Source organism: Arsukibacterium perlucidum DSM 18276 (assembly GCF_000382165.1).
Taxonomy (GTDB): domain Bacteria; phylum Pseudomonadota; class Gammaproteobacteria; order Enterobacterales; family Alteromonadaceae; genus Alishewanella; species Alishewanella perlucidum.
Map to the genome: position 1 here is coordinate 54921 of NZ_KB907712.1, position 20889 is coordinate 75809.

The following is a 20889-nucleotide window of genomic DNA, read 5'->3' on the forward strand; positions in this document are numbered from 1 at the left end:
AAATCACCTAAGTTAATTTCGCTTGAATCACCATTAGTATCTGTTAAAGTTACAGCGCATTTAAAAACGGAAAAATAATTAACAAATGGAAAAAATTGTTCTGGGCCCGTGGGTTTTTACCCCCAGCGAATATACTATCAGCGATGGCTCAACCGAAACCGAGCTGGAGCCGCTGCTAACGAAGCTATTGCACTATTTTGCCGTTAACCCAGGAAAGATTTTATCGCGCCAGCAGCTGGTTGATACCATCTGGCAACAAAGCTATGTCGATGACAATGCGATAAACCGGGCCATTTCCGAGCTTCGTAAAGCCTTACAGCACCCGGCACTAAGCCAGACACCAATTAAAACGCACCACCGCAAGGGCTATAGTTTACAGTTGCAACCACTAACCAGCCCTGCCATTTCAACTATTGCGGCAACTGCAGCCGGACAATTTAGTGAGCCCCAGACTGCCACAATTTCAGTAACTAAAAAGCACACTTCAGTTTTTTGGCTTGCTCCGCTGGCCTTGCTGTTACTTGGTATCGGCGGCATGATGTTTTACTTTTTTCCTGCCGAACCAGAGCCTGTAACGCAAAGCCGGCAAAGCGATGGCAAACCTCAGATAATCGAAGTTGATATTGTTAACCAGCAAAAAATCACCTGGTATAAAGGCATCGAATCCCGGCCATTGCTGTCACCAGATAAACAACTTCTTGCCTACAGCCACTCTCAACCTGATGGCGCCATCAGAGTATTAATCCGAAAATTAGGGATCAGTTCAGGCAATACCTTACAGGAGGTAGCGATAGAAAGTAATGATGCTTTATACAGCGTGCAAACCTGGCAACCACAAAGCCTTAACCTGCTTATTCAGGCTGTCAGCAAAGATGGCAAGCAATGTGAATACCTGAACTATGACTTTAGTCAGTATCCGAAGTATCAGGTAACGAAACTTACCCAATGTTCCGGTTTGGTCCTGGGAGTAGCCCAAGTCAGCCTGGATAGCCAATGGCTGTATTACAGCAAAAGCAGCGGCGGCATGTACTCCAGCAATGCCTTAATAGCTGAAAACCTGATCAGTGGCACTACACAAACATTGCATGCTGCACCATCTGCCGGGCTAGGGGTAACCATGCTGGCCTTGTCTGGGGATGGCAGTAAGCTGGCATACATTCTAATGCCGGAATCAAATAAGCCTGATATTTATTTGTATGACCCCGCTACCCGTGAACATAGCCTGGTCGGCAGCCTGCCATTTGCCATATTGTTATTAGGCCTGGAATGGAGTATTGATCAGGCCAGCTTAATATTGCCCGGTGCCGACGGCATTTTGCAGTATAGGCTGGCAGATAAAAGCCTCACCTTGTTAAAGCTACCAGACGGTGTCACGGTCGGTGAATTGTCGCTGCTCGACCACAACCAGGCCTATATTTCGGCGCTGACTGCCGCCATTGCTACTCAGGGCAGTTTTCAACTAGTTCGAATCAACCTGCCTTTTAATGAAGCAGAGCGGCAAATACATTTTGTAAATGATGCAGCGGGCAGTTCAATGGCGTTGGCCGTATCACCAACCGATGTCAGTAAATACGCTTTTGCTGCAAACTGGACCGGGGGCTGGCAACTGTGGCTTAACAATGATGGCAAAAACATCCAGCTCACTGAACTGGCGCAAGACGACCCAATGCCCATCAACAGCATCAGCTGGTCTGGTGATGGCCGCTATATTGCATTTATTAAGCAAGCTAACCTTTATTTGTACGATACCCAGCGCCATCAACTGATCCCTAAACGACAAAGCAACGATGTCGGCCAGCCGATTTGGCTGCCTGACAACAGCGGCCTGGTGCTAACCCTGGTTCAGGGGAAAAGTCAGAACCTGTGGCAGTTAGATTTAGTCAGTAATGATTTAAGCCAACTTACTTTTACTGCCGGCAATTTTGCCCAATACGATAGCAATGGCCAGTTGCTCTATCATCGGGATGGCAAGCTGTATCAGTTTGTCGATGGTGCAAAACAGGATATTGAGCTCAAAGCTAATTCTGACAGTAACTATATGGCTATGTGGACGCTGCAGGCTGATCAGCAATATCGTTATAGTATGTTGGGGCATATTGAGCAGTTTGATGTGATTAGCGGTGAAACCCGCCAAAGCCAATTGCCTTACCAGCTTGTTGGACTACACCCTGACCCGCATAACCCCGATAACCTATATGCCACAGTGTTTGTCACACCAGAGCTGGCGCTGGAGTTTATTCAGTGGCAGCCAGCCGTGGCTAAATAGCACAGTAGAATGTGTAATAAAAAAGCCACCCGCAGGTGGCTTTTCTGACAAACTTAAACTTACTTTTTGCGCAGTTTCTGAATAACCCGCAGCTGGGCAATGGCTTCAGCCAGTTGCGCTGCTGCTTCGGCATAGTTGAAATCTGCCCCGGCATGTTGCATTGCTTCAGTCGCCCGTTTCTGGGCATCTAATGCGGCTTGCTCATCCAGGTCTTCGCCGCGTACCGCGACATCGGCCAGCACGGTAATGCTGTCGGGTTGTACTTCAAGTACGCCACCGGCTACATAAATTACGTGCTCTTCACCGAATTGCTTCACGATACGGACCATGCCAGGTTTCAGAGGAGTCAGTAACGGGGCGTGGAAAGGTAAAATACCTAACTCGCCCTCACTGCCTGTGACCTGCACGGACTCGACAAGGCCAGAGAAAATTTTCTCTTCAGCACTTACTACATCCAGTTGCACTGTCATCGCCATTTCGCTCTCCTAAAGCCTGGTTGCTTAAAGCTTCTTCGCTTTTTCGATCGCTTCGTCGATAGAACCTACCATGTAGAAAGCCTGCTCTGGCATGTGATCGTACTCACCTTCCAGAATGCCTTTAAAACCACGGATAGTTTCTTTCAGCGGTACATATTTACCTGGCGAGCCAGTGAATACTTCAGCAACGAAGAACGGCTGAGACAGGAACCGCTGAATTTTCCGTGCACGGTAAACTAAGGTCCGGTCTTCATCAGAAAGCTCATCCATACCTAAGATGGCGATGATGTCTTTCAGTTCTTTGTAACGCTGCAGTACCGTTTGTACGCCACGGGCAACGTCATAATGCTCTTTACCGATAACCAATGGATCTAACTGACGAGAAGTTGAATCCAGCGGGTCGATTGCCGGGTAAATACCCAGTGAAGCAATGTTCCGGCTCAGTACTACCGTTGCATCTAAGTGCGAGAAGGTAGTAGCTGGTGACGGATCGGTTAAGTCATCAGCAGGAACGTAAACAGCCTGAATAGAGGTGATAGAACCGGTTTTAGTAGAAGTGATACGCTCTTGTAACGCACCCATCTCTTCCGCCAGCGTTGGCTGATAACCTACCGCTGACGGCATCCGGCCTAACAGAGCTGATACTTCAGTACCTGCCAGAGTATAACGGTAGATGTTATCAACGAAGAACAGCACGTCACGGCCTTCTTCCCGGAACTTCTCGGCCATGGTTAAGCCGGTTAACGCAACGCGTAAACGGTTACCTGGTGGCTCGTTCATCTGACCATACACTAACGATACTTTATCCAGTACGTTAGAGTCTTTCATCTCGTGATAGAAATCGTTACCTTCACGGGTCCGCTCACCTACACCGGCGAATACTGAGTAGCCGCTGTGCTCGATTGCGATGTTCCGGATCAATTCCATCATGTTTACGGTTTTACCTACACCGGCACCACCGAACAAACCTACTTTACCACCTTTGGCGAACGGGCATACTAAGTCGATAACTTTAATACCGGTTTCCAACAGGGCGTTTGATGCCGCTTGCTCTTCGTATGAAGGCGCAGCGCGGTGGATTGACCAGCGCTCTTCTTCACCGATCGGGCCAGCTTCATCAATCGGGTTACCTAATACGTCCATAATACGACCTAAGGTCGCTTTACCGACAGGTACCTGAATGGCTTTGCCTGAATTTCCAACCAGGGTACCACGACGTAAACCGTCGGTGGTGCCCATTGCGATAGTACGAACTGTACCGCCACCCAGCTGCTGCTGTACTTCCAGCACTAACCCAGCCAGATCACCGTCAGTCACGTTTAACGCGTCATAGATGCTAGGTACCGCTTCTTGTGGAAAATCGATATCCACAACGGCGCCAATGATTTGGACGACCTTACCTTGACTCATGATGTTTCCTCAAATTTCTCAAAACTGTTCACCTTAGCCTACAGCTGCCGCACCTGCGACAATTTCGCTGAGCTCCTGGGTAATAGCGGCCTGACGTGCTTTGTTATACACCAGCTTCAGGTCGTCCATTAAATTACCGGCATTGTCGGTAGCGGCTTTCATCGCCACCATTCGCGCTGCATGTTCACTGGCAGCGTTTTCAACAACCCCCTGGTAAACCTGCGACTCGATATAGCGGTCCAGCAACATATCTAAGATAGGCTGCGGGTCCGGCTCGTACAGGTAATCCCATTTATGCTCTTTTGGCGAAACTTCTGTTTGCGGCAAAGGTAAGAGTTGATCGATCACTGGCTCTTGCTTCATGGTATTTACAAAAGTGTTATATACCAGGAATAAGCGGTCAATCCGGCCATCCAGGTATGCCTGCAGCATAACCTTGACCGAACCAATCACATCAGCCAAACGTGGTACGTCACCTGAACCCGTTTGTTGTGCTACGACTTTACCGCCGAAACGCTTAAAGAACGCGGTGGCTTTGTTACCGATAACGGCAAACTCTGCTTCCACGTTCTGGCTTTTCCAGCTTTTCATTTCCAGCACAACTTTCTTAAACTCGTTGGTATTCAGGCCACCGCAAAGACCGCGATCGGTTGAAATAATAATGTAGCCAACCCGTTTAACGTCACGCTCCGATAAATACGGGTGACGGTATTCGATGTTGCCCTGAGCAATATTACCGATAACTTTGCGCATACCTTCAGCGTATGGGCGGGTTGCAGCCACGCGCTCCTGCGCTTTGCGCATTTTGCTGACCGCAACTTTTTCCATAGCACTGGTGATCTTGCGAGTATTGTTAATACTCCCGATCTTACTTTTTATCTCTTTACCACCGGCCATGACTGTATCTCCGTTTCATTCAACGAACGGGGTGGCTGTTGCCACCCGCGTAATTTACCAAGTCTGAGTTGCTTTAAACTTCTCAATTGCCGCTTTCAGCGACGACTCGATTTGATCGTTGTAGTTACCGGTTTTCGCGATATCAGCCATCAGCTCGGCATATTCGGCTTTCATAAAACTGATTAAAGCAGCTTCAAAATCCTGGATTTTGGCCACTTCAACATCTTTCAAAAAGCCTTTTTCGATAGCGAAAATAGACACACCCATTTCGCCAACGCTCATCGGGCTGTACTGCAGCTGTTTCATCAGCTCAGTAACCTTCTGACCGTGCTCTAACTGGGCGCGGGTTGCTTCATCCAGGTCAGACGCAAACTGAGCGAATGCCGCCAGTTCTGAGTACTGAGCTAATGCCAGACGAATACCACCACCTAATTTCTTGATGATCTTGGTTTGTGCCGCACCACCTACCCGCGATACTGAAATACCAGCGTTAACCGCAGGGCGGATACCGGCATTAAACAAATCAGATTCTAAGAAGATCTGACCATCAGTAATCGAGATTACGTTGGTAGGAACGAACGCTGATACGTCACCGGCTTGGGTTTCAATAATTGGCAGGGCGGTTAATGAACCGGTCTGGCCTTTTACTTCACCATTAGTTAAACGCTCAACATAGTCGGCATTAACGCGTGATGCCCGCTCCAGCAAACGTGAGTGAAGATAAAATACGTCACCCGGGTAGGCTTCACGGCCTGGTGGACGGCGTAACAGCAACGAGATTTGACGATAAGCAACAGCTTGTTTAGACAAATCATCATAAACGATCAGTGCATCTTCACCGCGGTCACGGAAGTATTCGCCCATGGTACAACCAGAGTATGGCGCCAGGAACTGCAACGCGGCGGCTTCAGAAGCAGAAGCGACTACCACGATAGTATTTGCCAGCGCACCGTGCTCTTCCAGCTTACGCACTACGTTAGCAATGGTAGAGGCTTTCTGACCGATAGCGACATAAATACATTTAACACCAGTGGTTTTCTGGTTGATGATGGCATCAATTGCTAAGGCTGTTTTACCGGTCTGACGGTCGCCGATTAACAATTCACGCTGGCCACGACCGATAGGGATCATCGCATCAACCGACTTATAACCGGTTTGCATCGGCTGGTCGACTGACTGACGGTCGATTACGCCCGGGGCGATTTTTTCTACCGGGGCATAACCCGCAGCTTCAATCGGGCCTTTACCATCGATAGGCGCACCTAAGGTATTAACTACCCGGCCTAACAGCTGTGGACCAACCGGTACTTCTAAGATACGGCCGGTGCTTTTTACTTTAGTACCTTCGGTTAAGTCCGCGTACGGACCCATTACCACAGCACCAACAGAATTGCGCTCTAAGTTAAGCGCGATAGCATAACGATTGCCAGGAAGCTCGATCATCTCACCTTGCATACAATCAGCAAGGCCATTAATCCGGATAATACCGTCAGTTACCTGAACGATAGTACCTTCGTTACGAGCTTCACTGACCACTTCAAACTGAGCAATTCTACTCTTGATCAGTTCTGAAATTTCAGTGGAATTCAGTTGCATACTCTATTCCCCAATTACGACTGCAGCGCAGTTGCTAAACGATCCAACTTACCGCGGACCGAGCCATCAATAACCATGTCACCTGCTTTGATCAGCATGCCGCCGACCATGTCAGGATTGACGCTACAGTTCAATTTAACTTTGCGTGCCAAACGTTGCGATAATGCAGCTATCAGCTTGTCTTGTTGAGCTTTATCAAGGGCAGTAGCAGAAGTAACCTCGACGGTTATTTCTTTCTCATATGCCGCTTTATGTTCAACAAAGGCAACCAATACTTCAGGCAACGCCAACAAGCGGTGATTTTCTGCCAGTACCTTTATAAAGTTCTGACCCTGCTCGTTGAGTTGCTCACCACAAACCTGCAAAAACAGGTCGGCTTGCTTTTCAGCAACCCCAGAAGTACGCAACAGTGCTGCAACCTGGTCGTTTTCTGCGACTTGCGCAGCAAAGGCCAGCATTTGCAGCCAGGCATCCAGCGCTTTTTGCTCAACAGCAAAATCGAAGGCCGCCTTGGCGTACGGACGAGCAATATTCGTCAAATCAGACATAGCTCATCCCCATTACAGTTCTTGTACCAGTTTTTCCAGAATGTCGCTGTGAGCAGCTTCGTCGATAGAACGTTGCAGAATTCTCTCTGCACCGGCTACCGCTAAGGCAGCTACCTGCTTGCGTAAATCTTCGCGTAAACGATTCCGTTCCGCTTCAACTTCGGCTTTGGTCTGCGCCAGGATGTTATCCCGCTCAGCATTCGCTTTCTGGGCCGCTTCCTCAATCATCTTCGCTTCGCGTTTTCTCGCTTGCTCAATAATTTCAGCAGCTTGTGCTTTAGCATCTTTTAACTGATCTTTGGCTTTGTCCTGGGCTAACGCCAGGTCTTTTTCCGCCCGATCAGAAGCTGCTAAACCGTCAGCAATTTTTTGTTGGCGCGTTTCGATGGCATTCATCAGCGGCGGCCATACAAACTTCATACAAAAAAGTACGAAGACGGTAAAAGCGATTAATTCACCTAACAGAGTGGCGTTTAAGTTCACGTCCGCTCCTCCTTATTTAGTTGTTCGACGATTAAAAAACCTTCAATTACAGTGCGAACAACATGTACATAGCGATACCTACGCCGATCATAGCTACGGCATCGATAAGACCAGCAAGGATGAACATTTTAACTTGCAGTGAAGGAGCCAGTTCAGGCTGACGGGCACAAGCTTCTAAAAACTTACCACCCATGTTACCGAAACCCAGTGCTGTACCAATAGCACCAAAACCGATTAACAACGCTACAGCGATTAATTTAATAGCTACTGCAATTTCCATTTTTATCTCCGATATTTCTATAGTTAAAGTTAAAGTTAAAGTTAAAGTTAAAGTAAAAATTAATGGTTATCTGAACTGGCCATACTTAAGTACACAATGGTCAGCATCATAAACACGAACGCCTGTAATACAATTACCAGAATGTGGAACACGGCCCAGACAAAGTGCAACGGCAGTTGTGCCAGACCAATCGCACCAATCAGGATAAAGATCATCTCCCCGGCATACAGGTTACCGAATAACCGCAGCGCCAATGAGAATGGCTTAGCCACCAGCGCAATCAGTTCGAGTAATAAGTTGAACGGGATCAGCAAAATTTGCAGAGGGACATTTTTGGTACTGAACGGATGTAAAGTCAGCTCTTTAATAAAGCCCAGCACGCCTTTAATCCGGATAGAGTAGCCAATCATCAGCAAAAATACGCCAACCGCCAATGCAGCTGTCATATTGATATCTGTGGTAGGTACAATTTTCATATAGACATCTTTCGAGTCCATGCCAAACGCCGTTTCACCAACAAAACCGGCGAAGGCAGGCAGAAAGTCTACCGGCACTAAATCCATCAGGTTCATTAAAAACACCCAGACAAAAATAGTTAATGCCAGTGGTGCGATTAATTTACTTTTACCGTGATAGGTGTCTCTAACGTTGGCCGCAACAAACTCGACCACCATTTCGATAAAGCACTGAAGCTTTCCTGGTACACCGACGGTAGCTTTATTCGCTACACTGCGGAATATCCAGAGAAATAATATCCCCAGGCCAATAGACCACGCTAAGGTATCGACATGCCATGTCCAGAACCCGGCCTCGCTACACGCTTTGTTAAACGCGACACTGCCATCGACAGTACACATTTTAGCGTTAGTAAGGTGGTGCTGAATATGGCTAGACAGTGTTAACTCTTCACCTGCAGCCATGTTTCATCCCAATAGTTTAATGTTTAAAGAAAAACGGTGCTGTCCACTGTGTCAGTAAGGTGATCAGGAAACCAGTAATAAATGCCTCTGGTACTAAATGCTCCTGTTGTAACACTACTGCACACAATATAACAGTTAACAATACTTTCAAACTGTGGCCACGCATCAGCGCTGCCGCTACTCTCTCTGCCTGCTCTGCGCCACTATAACGAAACGCAAAAAAAGCGAATACAAAATTCGGTACTGCTGCGGCCAAACCGCCTTTAAAGGCTGATTTAGCGCCAGCGCTGTCTGTTAGCAAAAAAAACGCCAGTGCTATACAACCGGCGACGATTACCTGAGCTAATACTGCGAAATACGCGGATTTTCTGCTCTGGCTTGCGATATTTTCTGCCACTGTACCCCTCGTTGTAATAGCCCATGCAGGGGTAGAAAAAACTTGCGAAAGTATACTTATTTGCCTCTGATTTGCAACAAAAAGCGGTTTAAGCCGCTGCTTGTCCATATCATTGAGAAATAAACCACTTAATCTTCCCCGGTAATTTGCATTTTGGCTAAAATACCGTCGAGTTCGGCCAGGCTGCTGTAATTAATAACCAGATTACCTTTGCCTTTTTTGTTATACATAATCTGCACAGGTGCGGCAAAACGTTCACTTAACCTTTGTTCCAGCGCGTCAACATCCGGATCTTTTGCTTTTGCTGTCACAGGTGTTTTCGGTTCAAGAATCCGCCGCACCAGGCTTTCGGTTTCACGCACAGTAAGCTGTTTATGGGCAACCAGACGGGCAGTTTCAGACTGGTTATCATCAGCCAGCGCCAGCAAAGCCCGGGCATGGCCCATTTCGATATCACCGTGTTCCAGCAACACCTTAACATCGTCATTCAGGGCATTTAAACGCAGTAAATTAGTGACGGTTGCCCGCGACTTACCGACTGCATCAGCCACTTGTTGGTGCGTTAAGTCAAATTCGGTTAATAAACGATCCAGGGCAACAGCTTCTTCCATTGCATTCAGATCTTCACGCTGAATGTTTTCAATTAGCGCTATAGCTACTGCGGCCTCGTCTGGCACATTTTTAATCAAACAGGGTACTTCGGAAAGCCTTGCCAGCTGCGCGGCCCGCCAGCGCCGCTCGCCAGCAATGATTTCATAACTGTTATCGCTGATGGCGCGTACTACAATTGGCTGAATGACGCCCTGGGCCCTAATGGAACTGGCCAGGTCTTCTAACGCATCTTGTGACATATCTTTGCGTGGCTGATATTTACCCGGCCGTAAAAACTCGACCGGCAGTTTCTGCAGTTCAGCAGATTGCTGGTTAGCGTTATTATGCTCCGTCGATTTATTCGATGTAAGTAAAGCATCTAAGCCCCGGCCTAAACCGCGTTTTTTCACCGCCATGCGCAAAAATATCCTTTAACTTATCGTGGTTATACTGAGGTTGCTTTGCCACTGGTTTTTTTTTCAGAACGCCGCAGAATTTCACCGGCTAACGCCAAATACGCTTTAGCGCCGGTTGAGTTTTTATCGTAATACATCACCGGTGTACCAAAGCTGGGCGCTTCTGCTAACCGGACGTTACGCGGGATTACAGCCCGGTATACCTTGTCACCAAAATGTTGTTTTAATTGTTCTGACACATCATTAGCCAACCTGTTACGGGGGTCATACATGGTACGCAGGATACCTTCGATTTTAAGATCAGCATTAATTACCGCTGCCAATTTATTAATGGTATCGACTAATGCTGTCAGGCCTTCCAATGCAAAATATTCACATTGCATGGGCACCAGCACGGTATCAGCGGCGGCCATAGCATTAACGGTTAGCATATTCAGCGAGGGCGGGCAGTCGATAAAAATAAAATCATAACTACTGCGGTAATCTTTTAAAGCGGTACGCAGACGAAGTTCGCGGGCAAAAACATCCATCAACCTAACTTCAGCAGCAGTAACATCCGAATTAGCTGCGATCAGATGATAGCCACCGCTGGTTTCTTTGACGACAACTTCAGTCAGTGGTTTTTGATCGATCAGTAACTCATAAGAGGTAGCATGCACTTCATATTTATCTACCCCACTGCCCATAGTGGCATTGCCCTGTGGGTCGAGGTCGATTAGCAAAACCTTGCGTTTGGTGGCCGCCATTGATGCTGCTAAATTGACAGCAGTGGTGGTTTTTCCTACCCCACCTTTCTGATTGGCAATGGCGATGATTTTACCCACAAGGCTCCCTCATTATGGTTAAGTACTGGTAAGAATAACCAGATGCCTGCTGGCATCCAGTTCAGGTACCTGCAAAGGTATAACTGCGCTTACTTTAACAAAATCCGGCAAAGCTGCAATTTCTTCTTGCACCGCCGCGCCTTTCATTGCATAAAAATTGCCGTTGGCAGCAGGCAGATGGCGGCACCAGTGCAGCATATCACTGGCTGAGGCAAAAGCTCTGCTGATAACACCATCGTATAGTTTTTCTGGATGATGTTGTTCTACCCTGCTTTGCAATGGCTGAATATTACTCAGGCCAAGTTGTATTTTTACCTGATTTAAAAAGCGGATCCGTTTGCCAAGGCTGTCCAGCAAAGTAAAGCTTTTTTCGGGGTGGTAAATAGCCAGTAACACGCCTGGCAAACCCGGGCCGGTGCCAACATCAATAAAATGTTCACCCTGCAGATATGGTGCTATCACCAGACTGTCCATTACATGCTTAACCAGCATTTCTGCAGGGTCGCGCACTGACGTCAGGTTATAGGCGCTGTTCCATTTGTGTAATAGCCGGACATAGTCAATACACTGTTGTAGTTGACTGTCGCTCAGCTGCAGGTTGGTTTGAGCTACCAGTTGCCGCAGTTTTTCAAGCATACCGATCCTTTCAGGCATAGCAACGCCAGGTTAAGCTGATTTACGAAGTAGACCCTGTTTTTTCAGATAAACCAACAACACAGAAATAGCCGCTGGGGTAATACCTGAAATCCGTGACGCCTGGCCTACCGTAGCCGGTTGGCTTTGATTTAATTTCATAACAACTTCATTTGATAAACCTTTAACGGCGGTGTAATCAAAAGAGTCTGGTAATCTGGTTGCTTCATTGCGCTGTTGTTTGGCAATTTCATCCTGCTGACGATTAATATAACCTTCATATTTAATCTGAATTTCAACTTGTTCTGCCGCAATCGGATCGACCAGAGATGGCCCTAGATCATCAATTTGCATCAGTTGCTGGTAAGTCATTTCCGGCCGGCGCACCAATTCTTCCAAACTGGCTTCCCGGCTCAAAGGGGTTTTCAGTAACTGATTAACCGCTGTTAAAGCCGGATGTTGTGGGTGGATCCAGCTTTGCCGTAAGCGCTGGCGCTCCAGCTCTATCAGCTCCATTTTTTCATTAAATGCCTGCCAGCGTTGATCATCCACCAGACCAAACTCACGGCCTTTGGTAGTTAAGCGTGCATCGGAGTTATCTTCACGCAGCAATAAGCGATATTCAGCCCGACTGGTAAACATCCGGTAGGGTTCTTTGGTACCCTGTGTGGTTAAATCGTCAACCAGTACCCCCAAATAAGCCTGATCCCTACTAGGTGCCCAGGCTTCTCGTTCAGTGGCAAACAGCGCAGCGTTTAAACCAGCGAGTAAGCCTTGTGCACCGGCTTCTTCGTAACCAGTAGTACCATTTATCTGACCGGCAAAAAACAAACCTTTAATAAATTTAGTTTGTAATGAACTGCTAAGATCACGTGGGTCGAAAAAGTCATATTCAATTGCATAACCCGGTCGGGTAATATGAGCATTTTCCATACCTTTGATTGAGCGAACTATCGATAACTGGACATCAAAAGGTAAACTGGTTGAAATACCATTTGGATAAAGCTCATGGGTAGTTAAGCCTTCAGGTTCAATAAAAATTTGATGCTTATCTTTATCGGCAAACCGCATCACTTTATCTTCAATTGATGGGCAATAACGTGGACCAATTCCTTCTATTACGCCGGTGTACATTGGTGAGCGGTCCAGATTATCGCGGATCACCTGATGGGTTTGTTCATTGGTATAGCTTATATAACAGGGTATTTGCTTTGGCTGATCGCTGTGTTTACCTAAAAAAGAAAATACCGGTGTTGGATTATCCCCTGGCTGGGCCTGCATCAGCGAAAAATCGACTGTTCTGGCATCAATTCTTGGTGGGGTACCGGTTTTTAATCTATCAACCCGAAATGGCAGTTCCCGTAAACGTTTTGCTAATGCTATTGACGGTGGATCACCTGCTCTGCCGCCGGAAAACTGTTCCAAACCAATGTGGATCTGACCCCCTAAAAATGTTCCTACCGTCAGCACTACTGCTTTTGCACGAAACTTTAAGCCCATTTGGGTAATGACACCCTGTACCTGATCCTGTTCAACTATCAGATCATCACAGGCTTGCTGAAAAATTCGCAGATTAGGTTGGTTTTCCAGGATTTGCCGGATTGCTGCCCGATATAGCTGACGATCTGCCTGAGCGCGGGTGGCCCTTACTGCAGGCCCTTTAGAGCTGTTCAGGGTTCGAAACTGAATACCACCTTTGTCTGCTGCTATTGCCATTGCGCCGCCAAGGGCATCAATTTCTTTAACCAGATGGCCTTTGCCAATACCACCAATAGCCGGGTTGCAAGACATCTGGCCCAGAGTTTCAACGTTATGAGTCAGCAATAATGTTTGTAAGCCCATTCTGGCAGCAGCCAAAGCAGCTTCGGTACCAGCATGACCACCACCGACAACGATCACATCAAAAGTTTCTTGATACAACATATCTGCCTCAACTCTGGCTTAACAGCCGCTTCAAAATAGGGCGCGTATTGTAGCGCGATCCAAGCACTTGTGAAACGTCTAAAGCGGATCAGGATCGCATAAATATATATAAGATCTATTTAAAGATCTTTTTACTACTATTACTACTAAGCAGCCTGTTTTCGGTGGATAAGCATTTTTTACGATATCGGATCAATAGCTTAAATAGGATCAGATCCTGTGATCAAGGTTGGATCAAGTTAGTTTGAACTGGTGGACAACTTAGCTACTTATACACAGGTGAAGTTGATATTTTTTTTATAAAGGGTATAAGTACAGGTTAGTAACCGGATAAAAGCTTAGTTATACACATTTTGATTTATATATTTAGAATATTGTTGATAACTTGGGGGTAAGACTCTTGCAGGTATTTAGGTATTCCATGGTTAAAACCACGTTTTATCAATGCTTTATCAGGTGATTGTTAAGCCAGTAAAACTTTAACCGGGTAAAGTAGCGGTTGGTTGGTTTTATTGCTGAGGTCAACCGGGAGCAGTGATTTGTTTATCTGTTCTTCCTGAGATACTTGTGTTTTGGCGAGTGGTTATCACTCGCCTTTTTTTATTTGCGCTATCAAAGCAGGTAGCCAAACTAAAGCCTGATCTTCAGGTAAATCTGCTGTCAGAACATCTATTTCCAGATTAGCTAACAGCTGTTTTGCGCCCTGTTGTTGTAATAACAAGCTCAATGTTTTGCCTGCCTGACAAAAAGTATCGTAACTGGAATCACCTAAAGTGATCACGGCGTAAGAAAGTGTGGTAAGATCACGCCGATCTTGTGCTAATTGATCCGCAAAGGGTTGAATATTATCAGGCAGATCTCCTGCGCCATAGGTGGATGTGATCACTAACCAGATGTGAGTCGGGTTTAGCTGATCCAAATCGGGTTGAAGATGAAGCGTTGCTTCATATCCCGCTTGTACCAGTGTTTCAGCAACTTGTTCTGCCACATATTCCGCTGCGCCCATTTGGCTGCCAACGAGGATTTCTATCATGGTGATCCTCCAGGTGGTAAATGTTTGGCTATACTACTGGAATAAAATCGGGGAAAGCTAGGTCTTTTGCCCGTTTTCGTGTTTTTACTGCATTGCAGGCCAGGTAAAAACAACAATAGCACTTACCAACAAGCCTGCGTGTGATTGAGGTTATAACAACGTATGTCTGAAACTTTGTCTTTTTCCCAGCTAATGCTGCCGGAACCGCTGGTACGCGCGGTCACTGAACTTGGTTACGAAACACCATCGCCTATCCAGGCGGCGGCTATTCCAAAACTATTAGCTGGTGAAGACGTGTTAGGCCAGGCGCAAACAGGTACCGGTAAAACCGGTGCTTTTGCTCTGCCTTTACTTGCGCGGCTTGACCCTGCGCAAAACGATCCGCAAATTCTGGTGCTGGCACCTACCCGCGAACTGGCTATTCAGGTAGCTGAAGCCTTCCAGGCATATGCGCGCTATATGCCGGCATTCCATGTGTTGCCTTTATATGGCGGCCAGAGCTACACCAATCAGCTTAAATCGCTGAAACGGGGTTCGCAGGTTATTGTCGGTACGCCAGGTCGTATTTTGGATCACCTTGACCGGGGTACTCTGAAGCTGGACAAGCTGCGCGCTATCGTGCTGGATGAAGCCGATGAAATGCTGCGGATGGGCTTTATAGATGACGTGCAAACCATTATGGATGCCACGCCACCAGGCCGCCAGGTGGCGATGTTCTCGGCTACTATGCCCACTCAGATCCGGGCTATTGCCCAGAAGCATCTGAAAAATGCTGAAGAAATTAAAATTGCTTCGAAAACCAGCACAGTTGAACGCATTACTCAGCGTTATGTATTGCTGGACTCTAACCAGAAGCTCGATGCCTTAACCCGCTTACTGGAAGGTGAAGAATATGATGCCAGTATCGTGTTTGTTCGCACCAAAAGTGCTACCGAAGAAATAGCCGAAAAGCTGGGTGCCCGCGGCTATGCTGTTGCTTGTTTAAATGGTGATATGAATCAGGCACATCGTGAGCAAACCATTCGCCGGATGAAAGCCAGCCAGCTGGATATTATCGTTGCCACCGACGTTGCAGCCCGAGGCCTGGATGTAGAGCGGATTAGCTTAGTGGTAAACTACGATATTCCGTATGACAGCGAGGCTTATGTCCACCGGATTGGCCGGACCGGCCGCGCCGGACGTGAAGGTAAGGCAATACTTTTTGTGTCGCCTCGTGAGCGTCGTTTACTACGCACCATTGAACACGCAACCAAGCAACCGATTGAGCAAATGTCACTGCCTACTGGTCAGGTGATTGAGCAGCGCCGGATCGAGTCGTTCCGTGAACAACTGGCCCAAACTATTGAAACTCAGAACCTGAGCTTTTTTCAGGAGCTGGTTACAGATTGGCGTGAAAAACTGGAAACAACGGATGTTGACCTGGCTGCTGCCTTGTTATTCCTGGCACAGAAAGATCAGCCGCTGAATGTTGCCAAACAATTTCCGGAATTACGCCAGCCACATGCCCGCGGTGAGCGGGAAGAACGGCCAAGGCGTGAACGTAGCGATCGCCCTGAACGTTCAGGTGACCGTCCGGAACGTTCAGGCGAGCGACCAGATCGCGGGCCACGTGTTCGCCGCGAAATGAAAGGTGATTATAATAATTACCGGATTGAAGTGGGTAAAGAGCACGGCGTGCGTGCCGGTGATATCGTTGGTGCTATCGCTAACGAAGCCAATATTGACAGCCAGTTTATCGGTAACATTAAACTGTTTGATCATTTCAGTACCGTTGAATTGCCAGCCAATATACCCGCTGAAATTTTCCAGCACCTGAAAAAGGTGTATGTGCGTAAGCAAAAGCTGAATATCACTATTGATACCGGCAGCGCTGCAGGTAATGCCAACCCGGGTAGTGGTGGCGAAAAACGCAGTGGCCCTGGACCGCGTCCGGGTGCAGCGCCAAGGGCACCACGTAAACCAAGAGATTAAAATCGTTAAATACGATAAATATCTGGCCTCGCTGTTGCGGGGCTTTTTTTTGGCGACAGAACAACTGGTAAATGTGCCGAACGCTGCTTGTTTGCCTGGCTTAAGTTCCTTATGGTAGTCAGCTAGTTATAACCGCTGAAAATAATAAGAGCGTACCTTTTATGCCTGCAGTTTTGTCCCGGCTTGTGTTGCCACCATTGTCACTATCATCGTTGCCTGTGCTTAGTTTGCTGGCAGTATTGTTTTGCAGCTCTTTTGCGGCCGAGAGTGCTATTCGCCAGACTAAAGGCGATTATGAAGATAAGTTCCGCCAGTTAGATGAAGTGTTGCCCACGCCGAATATTTACCGTAACGCCGCCGGTGAACCCGGCCAGCAATACTGGCAACAGCAGGTTGACTATAAAATGGACGTGGTGCTGGATGAAGCACAACGGCGGCTTAGCACTAAGCAGCAAATACGTTATAAAAATAATTCGCCTTACACCCTTAAATACCTTTGGCTGCACCTTGATCAGAATATTTTTAAAAATGATTCAATGGCCGAGATGAGTACTGATTTTGGTGGGATTGGCCGCCGCGGTCCGGAAACGTCGGTCGGCGATGGCGAGATTACCGCCCGCTTAAGTCTGGAAGAGTTGCGCCGGCAGCAATTTATGGCTGATAACGAATTAGGCTTTCAGGTTTCAAATGTGAAAAGCAGCGCTGGCAAAGCATTGCCGGTAACTGTGGTCGGCACCTTAATGCGGATTGATCTGGAAACCCCGTTAAAGCCGGGCCAGCAGGTCGATTTCAGCCTCGATTTTGCTTTTAACATTGTGGAAGAAGATGCGGTGTCTGCCCGCGCTGGCTATGAACATTTTCCGGATGATGCCCGTGAAGGCGGTAACGATATTTTTCTGTTGGCGCAGTGGTTCCCGCGTTTAGTGGCTTATACCGACTATGAAGCCTGGGCCAACAAAGAGTTTTTAGGCCGGGGCGAGTTTACTCTGGAGTTTGGTGATTACGACGTTAAGCTTACCGTACCGGGTGATCATATAGTGTCTTCAACTGGTGAGCTGCAAAACAGCAGCAAAGTATTAAGCCGCGAGCAATTAAACCGGTTGGAGCAAGCTAAAACGGCCAAGCGGCCGGTATTTATTGTTACTGAGCAGGAAGCGCTGGAAAACGAGAAAGAGGGCACAGACAGCAGTAAAACCTGGCATTTCAAGGCGAAAAATGTCCGGGATTTTGCCTGGGCCTCGTCGCGCAAATTTATCTGGGATGCCAAAGGCTATCAGCAGGGCGGTAGCGAGCAACCGTTTGTGATGGCTATGTCGTTCTATCCGAAATAAGGCGGTGAGCTTTGGCAGAAGTACTCCACAGAAGCCGTGGTTCACACCATGGAAGTGTATTCCCGTTTCTCGTTTGATTATCCGTATCCGGTAGCGCAGTCAGTTAATGGCCCGGTTGGTGGTATGGAATACCCGATGATCACCTTTAACGGCCCCCGTACTAAATTGCAGGACGATGGCAGCCGCACATACTCTCAGGCCGAAAAACGCTTTTTAATAGGCGTAGTGATCCATGAAATTGGCCATATTTATTTTCCGATGATTGTAAACTCTGACGAGCGGCAATGGACCTGGATGGATGAGGGGTTAAATAGTTTTCTGGATGGGGTAGCCGGGCGTGAATGGGACCCGACGATTCCATGGGGCGTAGAACCACGCGATATCGTTGATTATATGAAGTCTGATATTCAGGTACCGATTATGACCCAGTCTGACAGCGTATTACGGTTGGGACCTAATGCTTATACTAAACCTGCGGCAGCGCTGAATATTCTGCGGGAAGTGATCCTCGGCCGAGAGTTGTTTGATTTTGCTTTTAAAGAATATGCTACCCGTTGGAAGTTTAAACGACCGACACCAGCTGATTTTTTCCGGACCATGGAAGAAGCAAGCGGGGTTGATCTGGATTGGTTCTGGCGTGGCTGGTTTTACAGCACCGACCATGTTGATATTTCGCTGGATAAAGTGTTTCAGCTGCGTTTAGACACCAAAAACCCGGATATCGATTTTCAGCGCCAGCGTCGGCAGGAGCTGGATAAGCCCGTTTCGTTGTTTGTTGAGCGCAATAAAGCCGAGGGCAAGGTACTGTGGATAGATCAGAACCCGGACGTGCGCGATTTTTATGACGAGAACGATCGCTTTACTGTTACCAATAAAGAACGCAATGCCTACAACAAGTTTCTGCATGAGCTGGAACCCTGGGAGCGCAAAGCGTTTGAGCGGGCGGTAGCGGAAGATAAAAACTATTACGTGCTGCAGTTCAGCAATAAAGGCGGCCTGGTGATGCCAATTTTAATGCAACTGAATTATGCCGATGGCAGCAGTGAGCAGCAGTATATTCCGGCTGAAATCTGGCGTCGCAGCCCCAAGGCAGTAAATAAACTTATTGTGACAGCCAAAGATAAAGTGCTGCAAGACGTGGTAGTTGACCCAAAATGGGAAACGGCCGATGTCGATATTGAAAATAACTTTTATCCAAGGCGTATCGTGCCGTCACGAATAGAGGCTTATAAGTCGGAGCAAAGCAAAGCTAAAGTCAGCCGCGATATTATGCAGGACAGCAAAACTGAACTGAAAGATCCGGCAAAAAAATCAGCAGCTGACAAGCCAGTTGAACAAGGCGGCAATTAATGCGCCGCTTGCTGAACCTGCTGTTACTGGCTTGCTGCTGTGGCCAGTTGGCGGCGCATGAGATGAAAACAGCACTGAGTAAAATGCTGTTTAATCAGCGCACTGGCAATATTGAAGTGATGCATCGCTTTTATGTGCATGATGCCGAGCATGGTGTAAAACAGTTATTTGATAAAAATGCCGACTTACTGAACAACCAGCATACCCAGCAGCAGTTTGATCAATATGTCGCTGAGCATTTTAGCCTCAGCTCGCTGGCGGGGGAGCCTATCGCGTTAAGCCTGGTTGGCGGTCAGCTGGACGGCCGGTTTTACTGGGTCTATCAGGAAGCCGCTATCCCCAAAAAGCTGACCGGGCTGCGTTTAAAGCACAGCTCGTTGCAGGCACTGTGGCCTGCTCAGGTTAATACCGTCAATATTGAAGGTATCGGCGGCGTTAAAACGCTGAGTTTTGACAATAAAACGAGCTGGCAGCAGATAAGTTTCTAGCAGCAACTTTAAAATCTGCTGTTTCGACGCTATATATCAGAGAATATGTGTTAGCGGGAGCCTGCAATGATTGTTGCCTGTCCAAATTGTAATAGTCTTAACCGTTTGCCGGCCGATAAACCGGCCCTGAATGCCAACTGCGGTAAATGTAAGCAGGCACTGTTTGCCGGTCAGCCAATAGAGCTGACCAGTGCTAACTTTGCCGCCCACGCTAATAAGTCTGAATTGCCGTTAGTAGTCGATTTCTGGGCCAGCTGGTGCGGTCCTTGTAAGAGTTTTGCACCGGTGTTCAGCCAGGCGGCGCATGAGCTGGAACCACATTTTCGGTTTGCTAAAATTAATACCGAACAGCAGCAACAGCTGGCAAGCCAGTTTGCTATTCGCTCTATTCCTACTTTAATGGTGTTTAAACAGGGCAGTGTTGTGGCTCAGCAGGCGGGTGCATTACCTAAGCAGGCCTTTTATCAGTGGTTATCTCAATATAAGTAAGTGTTTACCAACCTAATTATCTAGCTATGGAGGCAATATGACTGACTCACGTTTTACTCTTAGCAGCCCGGACTTGCAGGAAGGCCATTTTATGGCAAAAGTTCACGAATTTGATGGCTTCGGCTGTAACGGCGACAATGTGTCCCCTGAATTAGCGTGGCAAAATCCACCGCAGAATACAAAAAGTTTTGCACTAACAGTATTTGACCCTGACGCGCCCACCAGCTCCGGGTTCTGGCACTGGCTGGTATCCGATATTCCGGCCGATGCTACCGGCTTAGCGCAGGGCGCGGGTCAAGGCCGTTTGCCGCCGGGTTGTCGCAGCTTTAACAACGATTATGGTAGTAAAGACTTTGGTGGTGCCTGCCCGCCTGAAGGTCATGGTATGCACCGCTACCAGTTTACTGTCTGGGCATTACCGGAGGAGACACTGGCGGTACCCGATGACGCCAGTGCCGCGGTGGTCAGTTTTATGCTAAATGCCAATGCCTTGGCCAAGGCAACTTTAACGGCCACTTACGCCCGATAGCTATTGCTACAACTATTGCTGCCAGAGCAGTAACACCC

The 20889-nt window shown here is 47.6% G+C and carries 20 protein-coding genes and 1 pseudogene; 7 read left to right on the plus strand and 14 right to left on the minus strand.

Annotation, left to right across the window (positions count from 1 at the left end):
• Positions 1-85 precede the first annotated feature (85 nt).
• Positions 86-2266, plus strand: coding sequence for a winged helix-turn-helix domain-containing protein (locus H141_RS0110430; protein WP_019676210.1), 2181 nt, complete (start codon positions 86-88; stop codon positions 2264-2266).
• A gap of 59 nt (positions 2267-2325) precedes the next feature.
• Here H141_RS0110430 and H141_RS0110435 read toward each other — a convergent pair whose 3' ends face one another.
• The 14 genes from H141_RS0110435 to mioC all read right to left on the minus strand — a co-directional run bounded on the left by H141_RS0110435 (position 2326) and on the right by mioC (position 14693).
• Positions 2326-2742 (minus strand): F0F1 ATP synthase subunit epsilon, encoded by a 417-nt coding sequence (locus H141_RS0110435; RefSeq protein ID WP_019676211.1) that lies wholly within the window; start codon positions 2740-2742, stop codon positions 2326-2328.
• Between the two features lie 24 nt (positions 2743-2766).
• Complete coding sequence (gene atpD, locus H141_RS0110440) at positions 2767-4152, minus strand: F0F1 ATP synthase subunit beta (RefSeq protein WP_019676212.1); 1386 nt, start codon at positions 4150-4152, stop codon at positions 2767-2769.
• 33 nt (positions 4153-4185) lie between these two features.
• Positions 4186-5049: a F0F1 ATP synthase subunit gamma gene (atpG, locus tag H141_RS0110445; protein ID WP_019676213.1), complete on the minus strand. Its 864-nt coding sequence runs from the start codon at positions 5047-5049 to the stop codon at positions 4186-4188.
• A gap of 54 nt (positions 5050-5103) precedes the next feature.
• A complete protein-coding gene (atpA, locus tag H141_RS0110450; RefSeq protein WP_019676214.1) occupies positions 5104-6645 on the minus strand; it encodes a F0F1 ATP synthase subunit alpha in 1542 nt (513 codons plus the stop codon).
• A gap of 14 nt (positions 6646-6659) precedes the next feature.
• On the minus strand, positions 6660-7193 hold the full coding sequence (atpH, locus tag H141_RS0110455) for a F0F1 ATP synthase subunit delta (RefSeq protein WP_019676215.1): 534 nt from the start codon (positions 7191-7193) through the stop codon (positions 6660-6662).
• Positions 7194-7205: 12 nt separating this feature from the next.
• On the minus strand, positions 7206-7676 hold the full coding sequence (gene atpF, locus H141_RS0110460) for a F0F1 ATP synthase subunit B (protein ID WP_019676216.1): 471 nt from the start codon (positions 7674-7676) through the stop codon (positions 7206-7208).
• 46 nt (positions 7677-7722) lie between these two features.
• Positions 7723-7956: a F0F1 ATP synthase subunit C gene (atpE, locus tag H141_RS0110465; RefSeq protein WP_010376881.1), complete on the minus strand. Its 234-nt coding sequence runs from the start codon at positions 7954-7956 to the stop codon at positions 7723-7725.
• Positions 7957-8015: 59 nt separating this feature from the next.
• Complete coding sequence (gene atpB / locus H141_RS0110470) at positions 8016-8876, minus strand: F0F1 ATP synthase subunit A (RefSeq protein WP_019676217.1); 861 nt, start codon at positions 8874-8876, stop codon at positions 8016-8018.
• Positions 8877-8892: 16 nt separating this feature from the next.
• Positions 8893-9273, minus strand: a complete 381-nt coding sequence (locus tag H141_RS20125) for an ATP synthase subunit I (protein ID WP_033425483.1) — start codon at positions 9271-9273, stop codon at positions 8893-8895.
• 128 nt (positions 9274-9401) lie between these two features.
• Complete coding sequence (locus H141_RS0110480; RefSeq protein ID WP_019676219.1) at positions 9402-10280, minus strand: ParB/RepB/Spo0J family partition protein; 879 nt, start codon at positions 10278-10280, stop codon at positions 9402-9404.
• A 29-nt stretch (positions 10281-10309) separates the two neighbouring features.
• Complete coding sequence (locus tag H141_RS0110485) at positions 10310-11104, minus strand: ParA family protein (protein ID WP_019676220.1); 795 nt, start codon at positions 11102-11104, stop codon at positions 10310-10312.
• A gap of 18 nt (positions 11105-11122) precedes the next feature.
• The gene (gene rsmG / locus H141_RS0110490) at positions 11123-11740 is read right to left on the minus strand and encodes a 16S rRNA (guanine(527)-N(7))-methyltransferase RsmG (protein WP_026349380.1); all 618 of its coding nucleotides are present in this window, start codon (positions 11738-11740) and stop codon (positions 11123-11125) included.
• 30 nt (positions 11741-11770) lie between these two features.
• Complete coding sequence (gene mnmG, locus H141_RS0110495; protein ID WP_019676222.1) at positions 11771-13660, minus strand: tRNA uridine-5-carboxymethylaminomethyl(34) synthesis enzyme MnmG; 1890 nt, start codon at positions 13658-13660, stop codon at positions 11771-11773.
• A gap of 586 nt (positions 13661-14246) precedes the next feature.
• Positions 14247-14693 carry an FMN-binding protein MioC gene (mioC, locus tag H141_RS0110500; protein ID WP_019676223.1) on the minus strand — a complete coding sequence of 149 codons (447 nt, stop codon included), beginning with the start codon at positions 14691-14693 and terminating at the stop codon, positions 14247-14249.
• Positions 14694-14855: 162 nt separating this feature from the next.
• On the opposite strand from mioC, the gene H141_RS0110505 reads away from it, so the two are divergent.
• The 6 genes and pseudogenes from H141_RS0110505 (at position 14856) to H141_RS0110525 (ending at position 20851) form a co-directional block, all read left to right on the plus strand.
• On the plus strand, positions 14856-16664 hold the full coding sequence (locus tag H141_RS0110505) for a DEAD/DEAH box helicase (protein ID WP_205620377.1): 1809 nt from the start codon (positions 14856-14858) through the stop codon (positions 16662-16664).
• Between the two features lie 161 nt (positions 16665-16825).
• Positions 16826-17995 (plus strand): gluzincin family metallopeptidase, encoded by a 1170-nt coding sequence (locus H141_RS21755; protein ID WP_019676225.1) that lies wholly within the window; start codon positions 16826-16828, stop codon positions 17993-17995.
• A gap of 33 nt (positions 17996-18028) precedes the next feature.
• Positions 18029-19345: pseudogene (locus tag H141_RS21760) on the plus strand (M1 family aminopeptidase); the annotation flags it as partial.
• Positions 19345-19833, plus strand: a complete 489-nt coding sequence (locus H141_RS0110515) for a DUF6702 family protein (protein WP_019676227.1) — start codon at positions 19345-19347, stop codon at positions 19831-19833. The pseudogene H141_RS21760 and the gene H141_RS0110515, both read left to right, overlap by 1 nt.
• A gap of 66 nt (positions 19834-19899) precedes the next feature.
• A complete protein-coding gene (trxC, locus tag H141_RS0110520; protein ID WP_019676228.1) occupies positions 19900-20322 on the plus strand; it encodes a thioredoxin TrxC in 423 nt (140 codons plus the stop codon).
• Between the two features lie 37 nt (positions 20323-20359).
• Entirely contained in the window at positions 20360-20851 is a 492-nt protein-coding gene (locus H141_RS0110525; RefSeq protein WP_019676229.1) for a YbhB/YbcL family Raf kinase inhibitor-like protein, read from the plus strand.
• Positions 20852-20889 lie beyond the last annotated feature (38 nt).

Excerpts from the sequence above, each read along its gene's own strand:
- H141_RS0110430 (WP_019676210.1), top strand. The coding sequence starts at position 86 with ATGGAAAAAATTGTTCTGGGCCCGTGGGTTTTTACCCCCAGCGAATAT.
- H141_RS0110435 (WP_019676211.1), bottom strand. The coding sequence starts at position 2,742 with ATGGCGATGACAGTGCAACTGGATGTAGTAAGTGCTGAAGAGAAAATT.
- atpD (WP_019676212.1), bottom strand. The coding sequence starts at position 4,152 with ATGAGTCAAGGTAAGGTCGTCCAAATCATTGGCGCCGTTGTGGATATC.
- atpG (WP_019676213.1), bottom strand. The coding sequence starts at position 5,049 with ATGGCCGGTGGTAAAGAGATAAAAAGTAAGATCGGGAGTATTAACAAT.
- atpA (WP_019676214.1), bottom strand. The coding sequence starts at position 6,645 with ATGCAACTGAATTCCACTGAAATTTCAGAACTGATCAAGAGTAGAATT.
- atpH (WP_019676215.1), bottom strand. The coding sequence starts at position 7,193 with ATGTCTGATTTGACGAATATTGCTCGTCCGTACGCCAAGGCGGCCTTC.
- atpE (WP_010376881.1), bottom strand. The coding sequence starts at position 7,956 with ATGGAAATTGCAGTAGCTATTAAATTAATCGCTGTAGCGTTGTTAATC.
- atpB (WP_019676217.1), bottom strand. The coding sequence starts at position 8,876 with ATGGCTGCAGGTGAAGAGTTAACACTGTCTAGCCATATTCAGCACCAC.
- H141_RS0110480 (WP_019676219.1), bottom strand. The coding sequence starts at position 10,280 with ATGGCGGTGAAAAAACGCGGTTTAGGCCGGGGCTTAGATGCTTTACTT.
- rsmG (WP_026349380.1), bottom strand. The coding sequence starts at position 11,740 with ATGCTTGAAAAACTGCGGCAACTGGTAGCTCAAACCAACCTGCAGCTG.
- mnmG (WP_019676222.1), bottom strand. The coding sequence starts at position 13,660 with ATGTTGTATCAAGAAACTTTTGATGTGATCGTTGTCGGTGGTGGTCAT.
- mioC (WP_019676223.1), bottom strand. The coding sequence starts at position 14,693 with ATGATAGAAATCCTCGTTGGCAGCCAAATGGGCGCAGCGGAATATGTG.
- H141_RS0110505 (WP_205620377.1), top strand. The coding sequence starts at position 14,856 with ATGTCTGAAACTTTGTCTTTTTCCCAGCTAATGCTGCCGGAACCGCTG.
- H141_RS21755 (WP_019676225.1), top strand. The coding sequence starts at position 16,826 with ATGCCTGCAGTTTTGTCCCGGCTTGTGTTGCCACCATTGTCACTATCA.
- H141_RS0110515 (WP_019676227.1), top strand. The coding sequence starts at position 19,345 with ATGCGCCGCTTGCTGAACCTGCTGTTACTGGCTTGCTGCTGTGGCCAG.
- trxC (WP_019676228.1), top strand. The coding sequence starts at position 19,900 with ATGATTGTTGCCTGTCCAAATTGTAATAGTCTTAACCGTTTGCCGGCC.
- H141_RS0110525 (WP_019676229.1), top strand. The coding sequence starts at position 20,360 with ATGACTGACTCACGTTTTACTCTTAGCAGCCCGGACTTGCAGGAAGGC.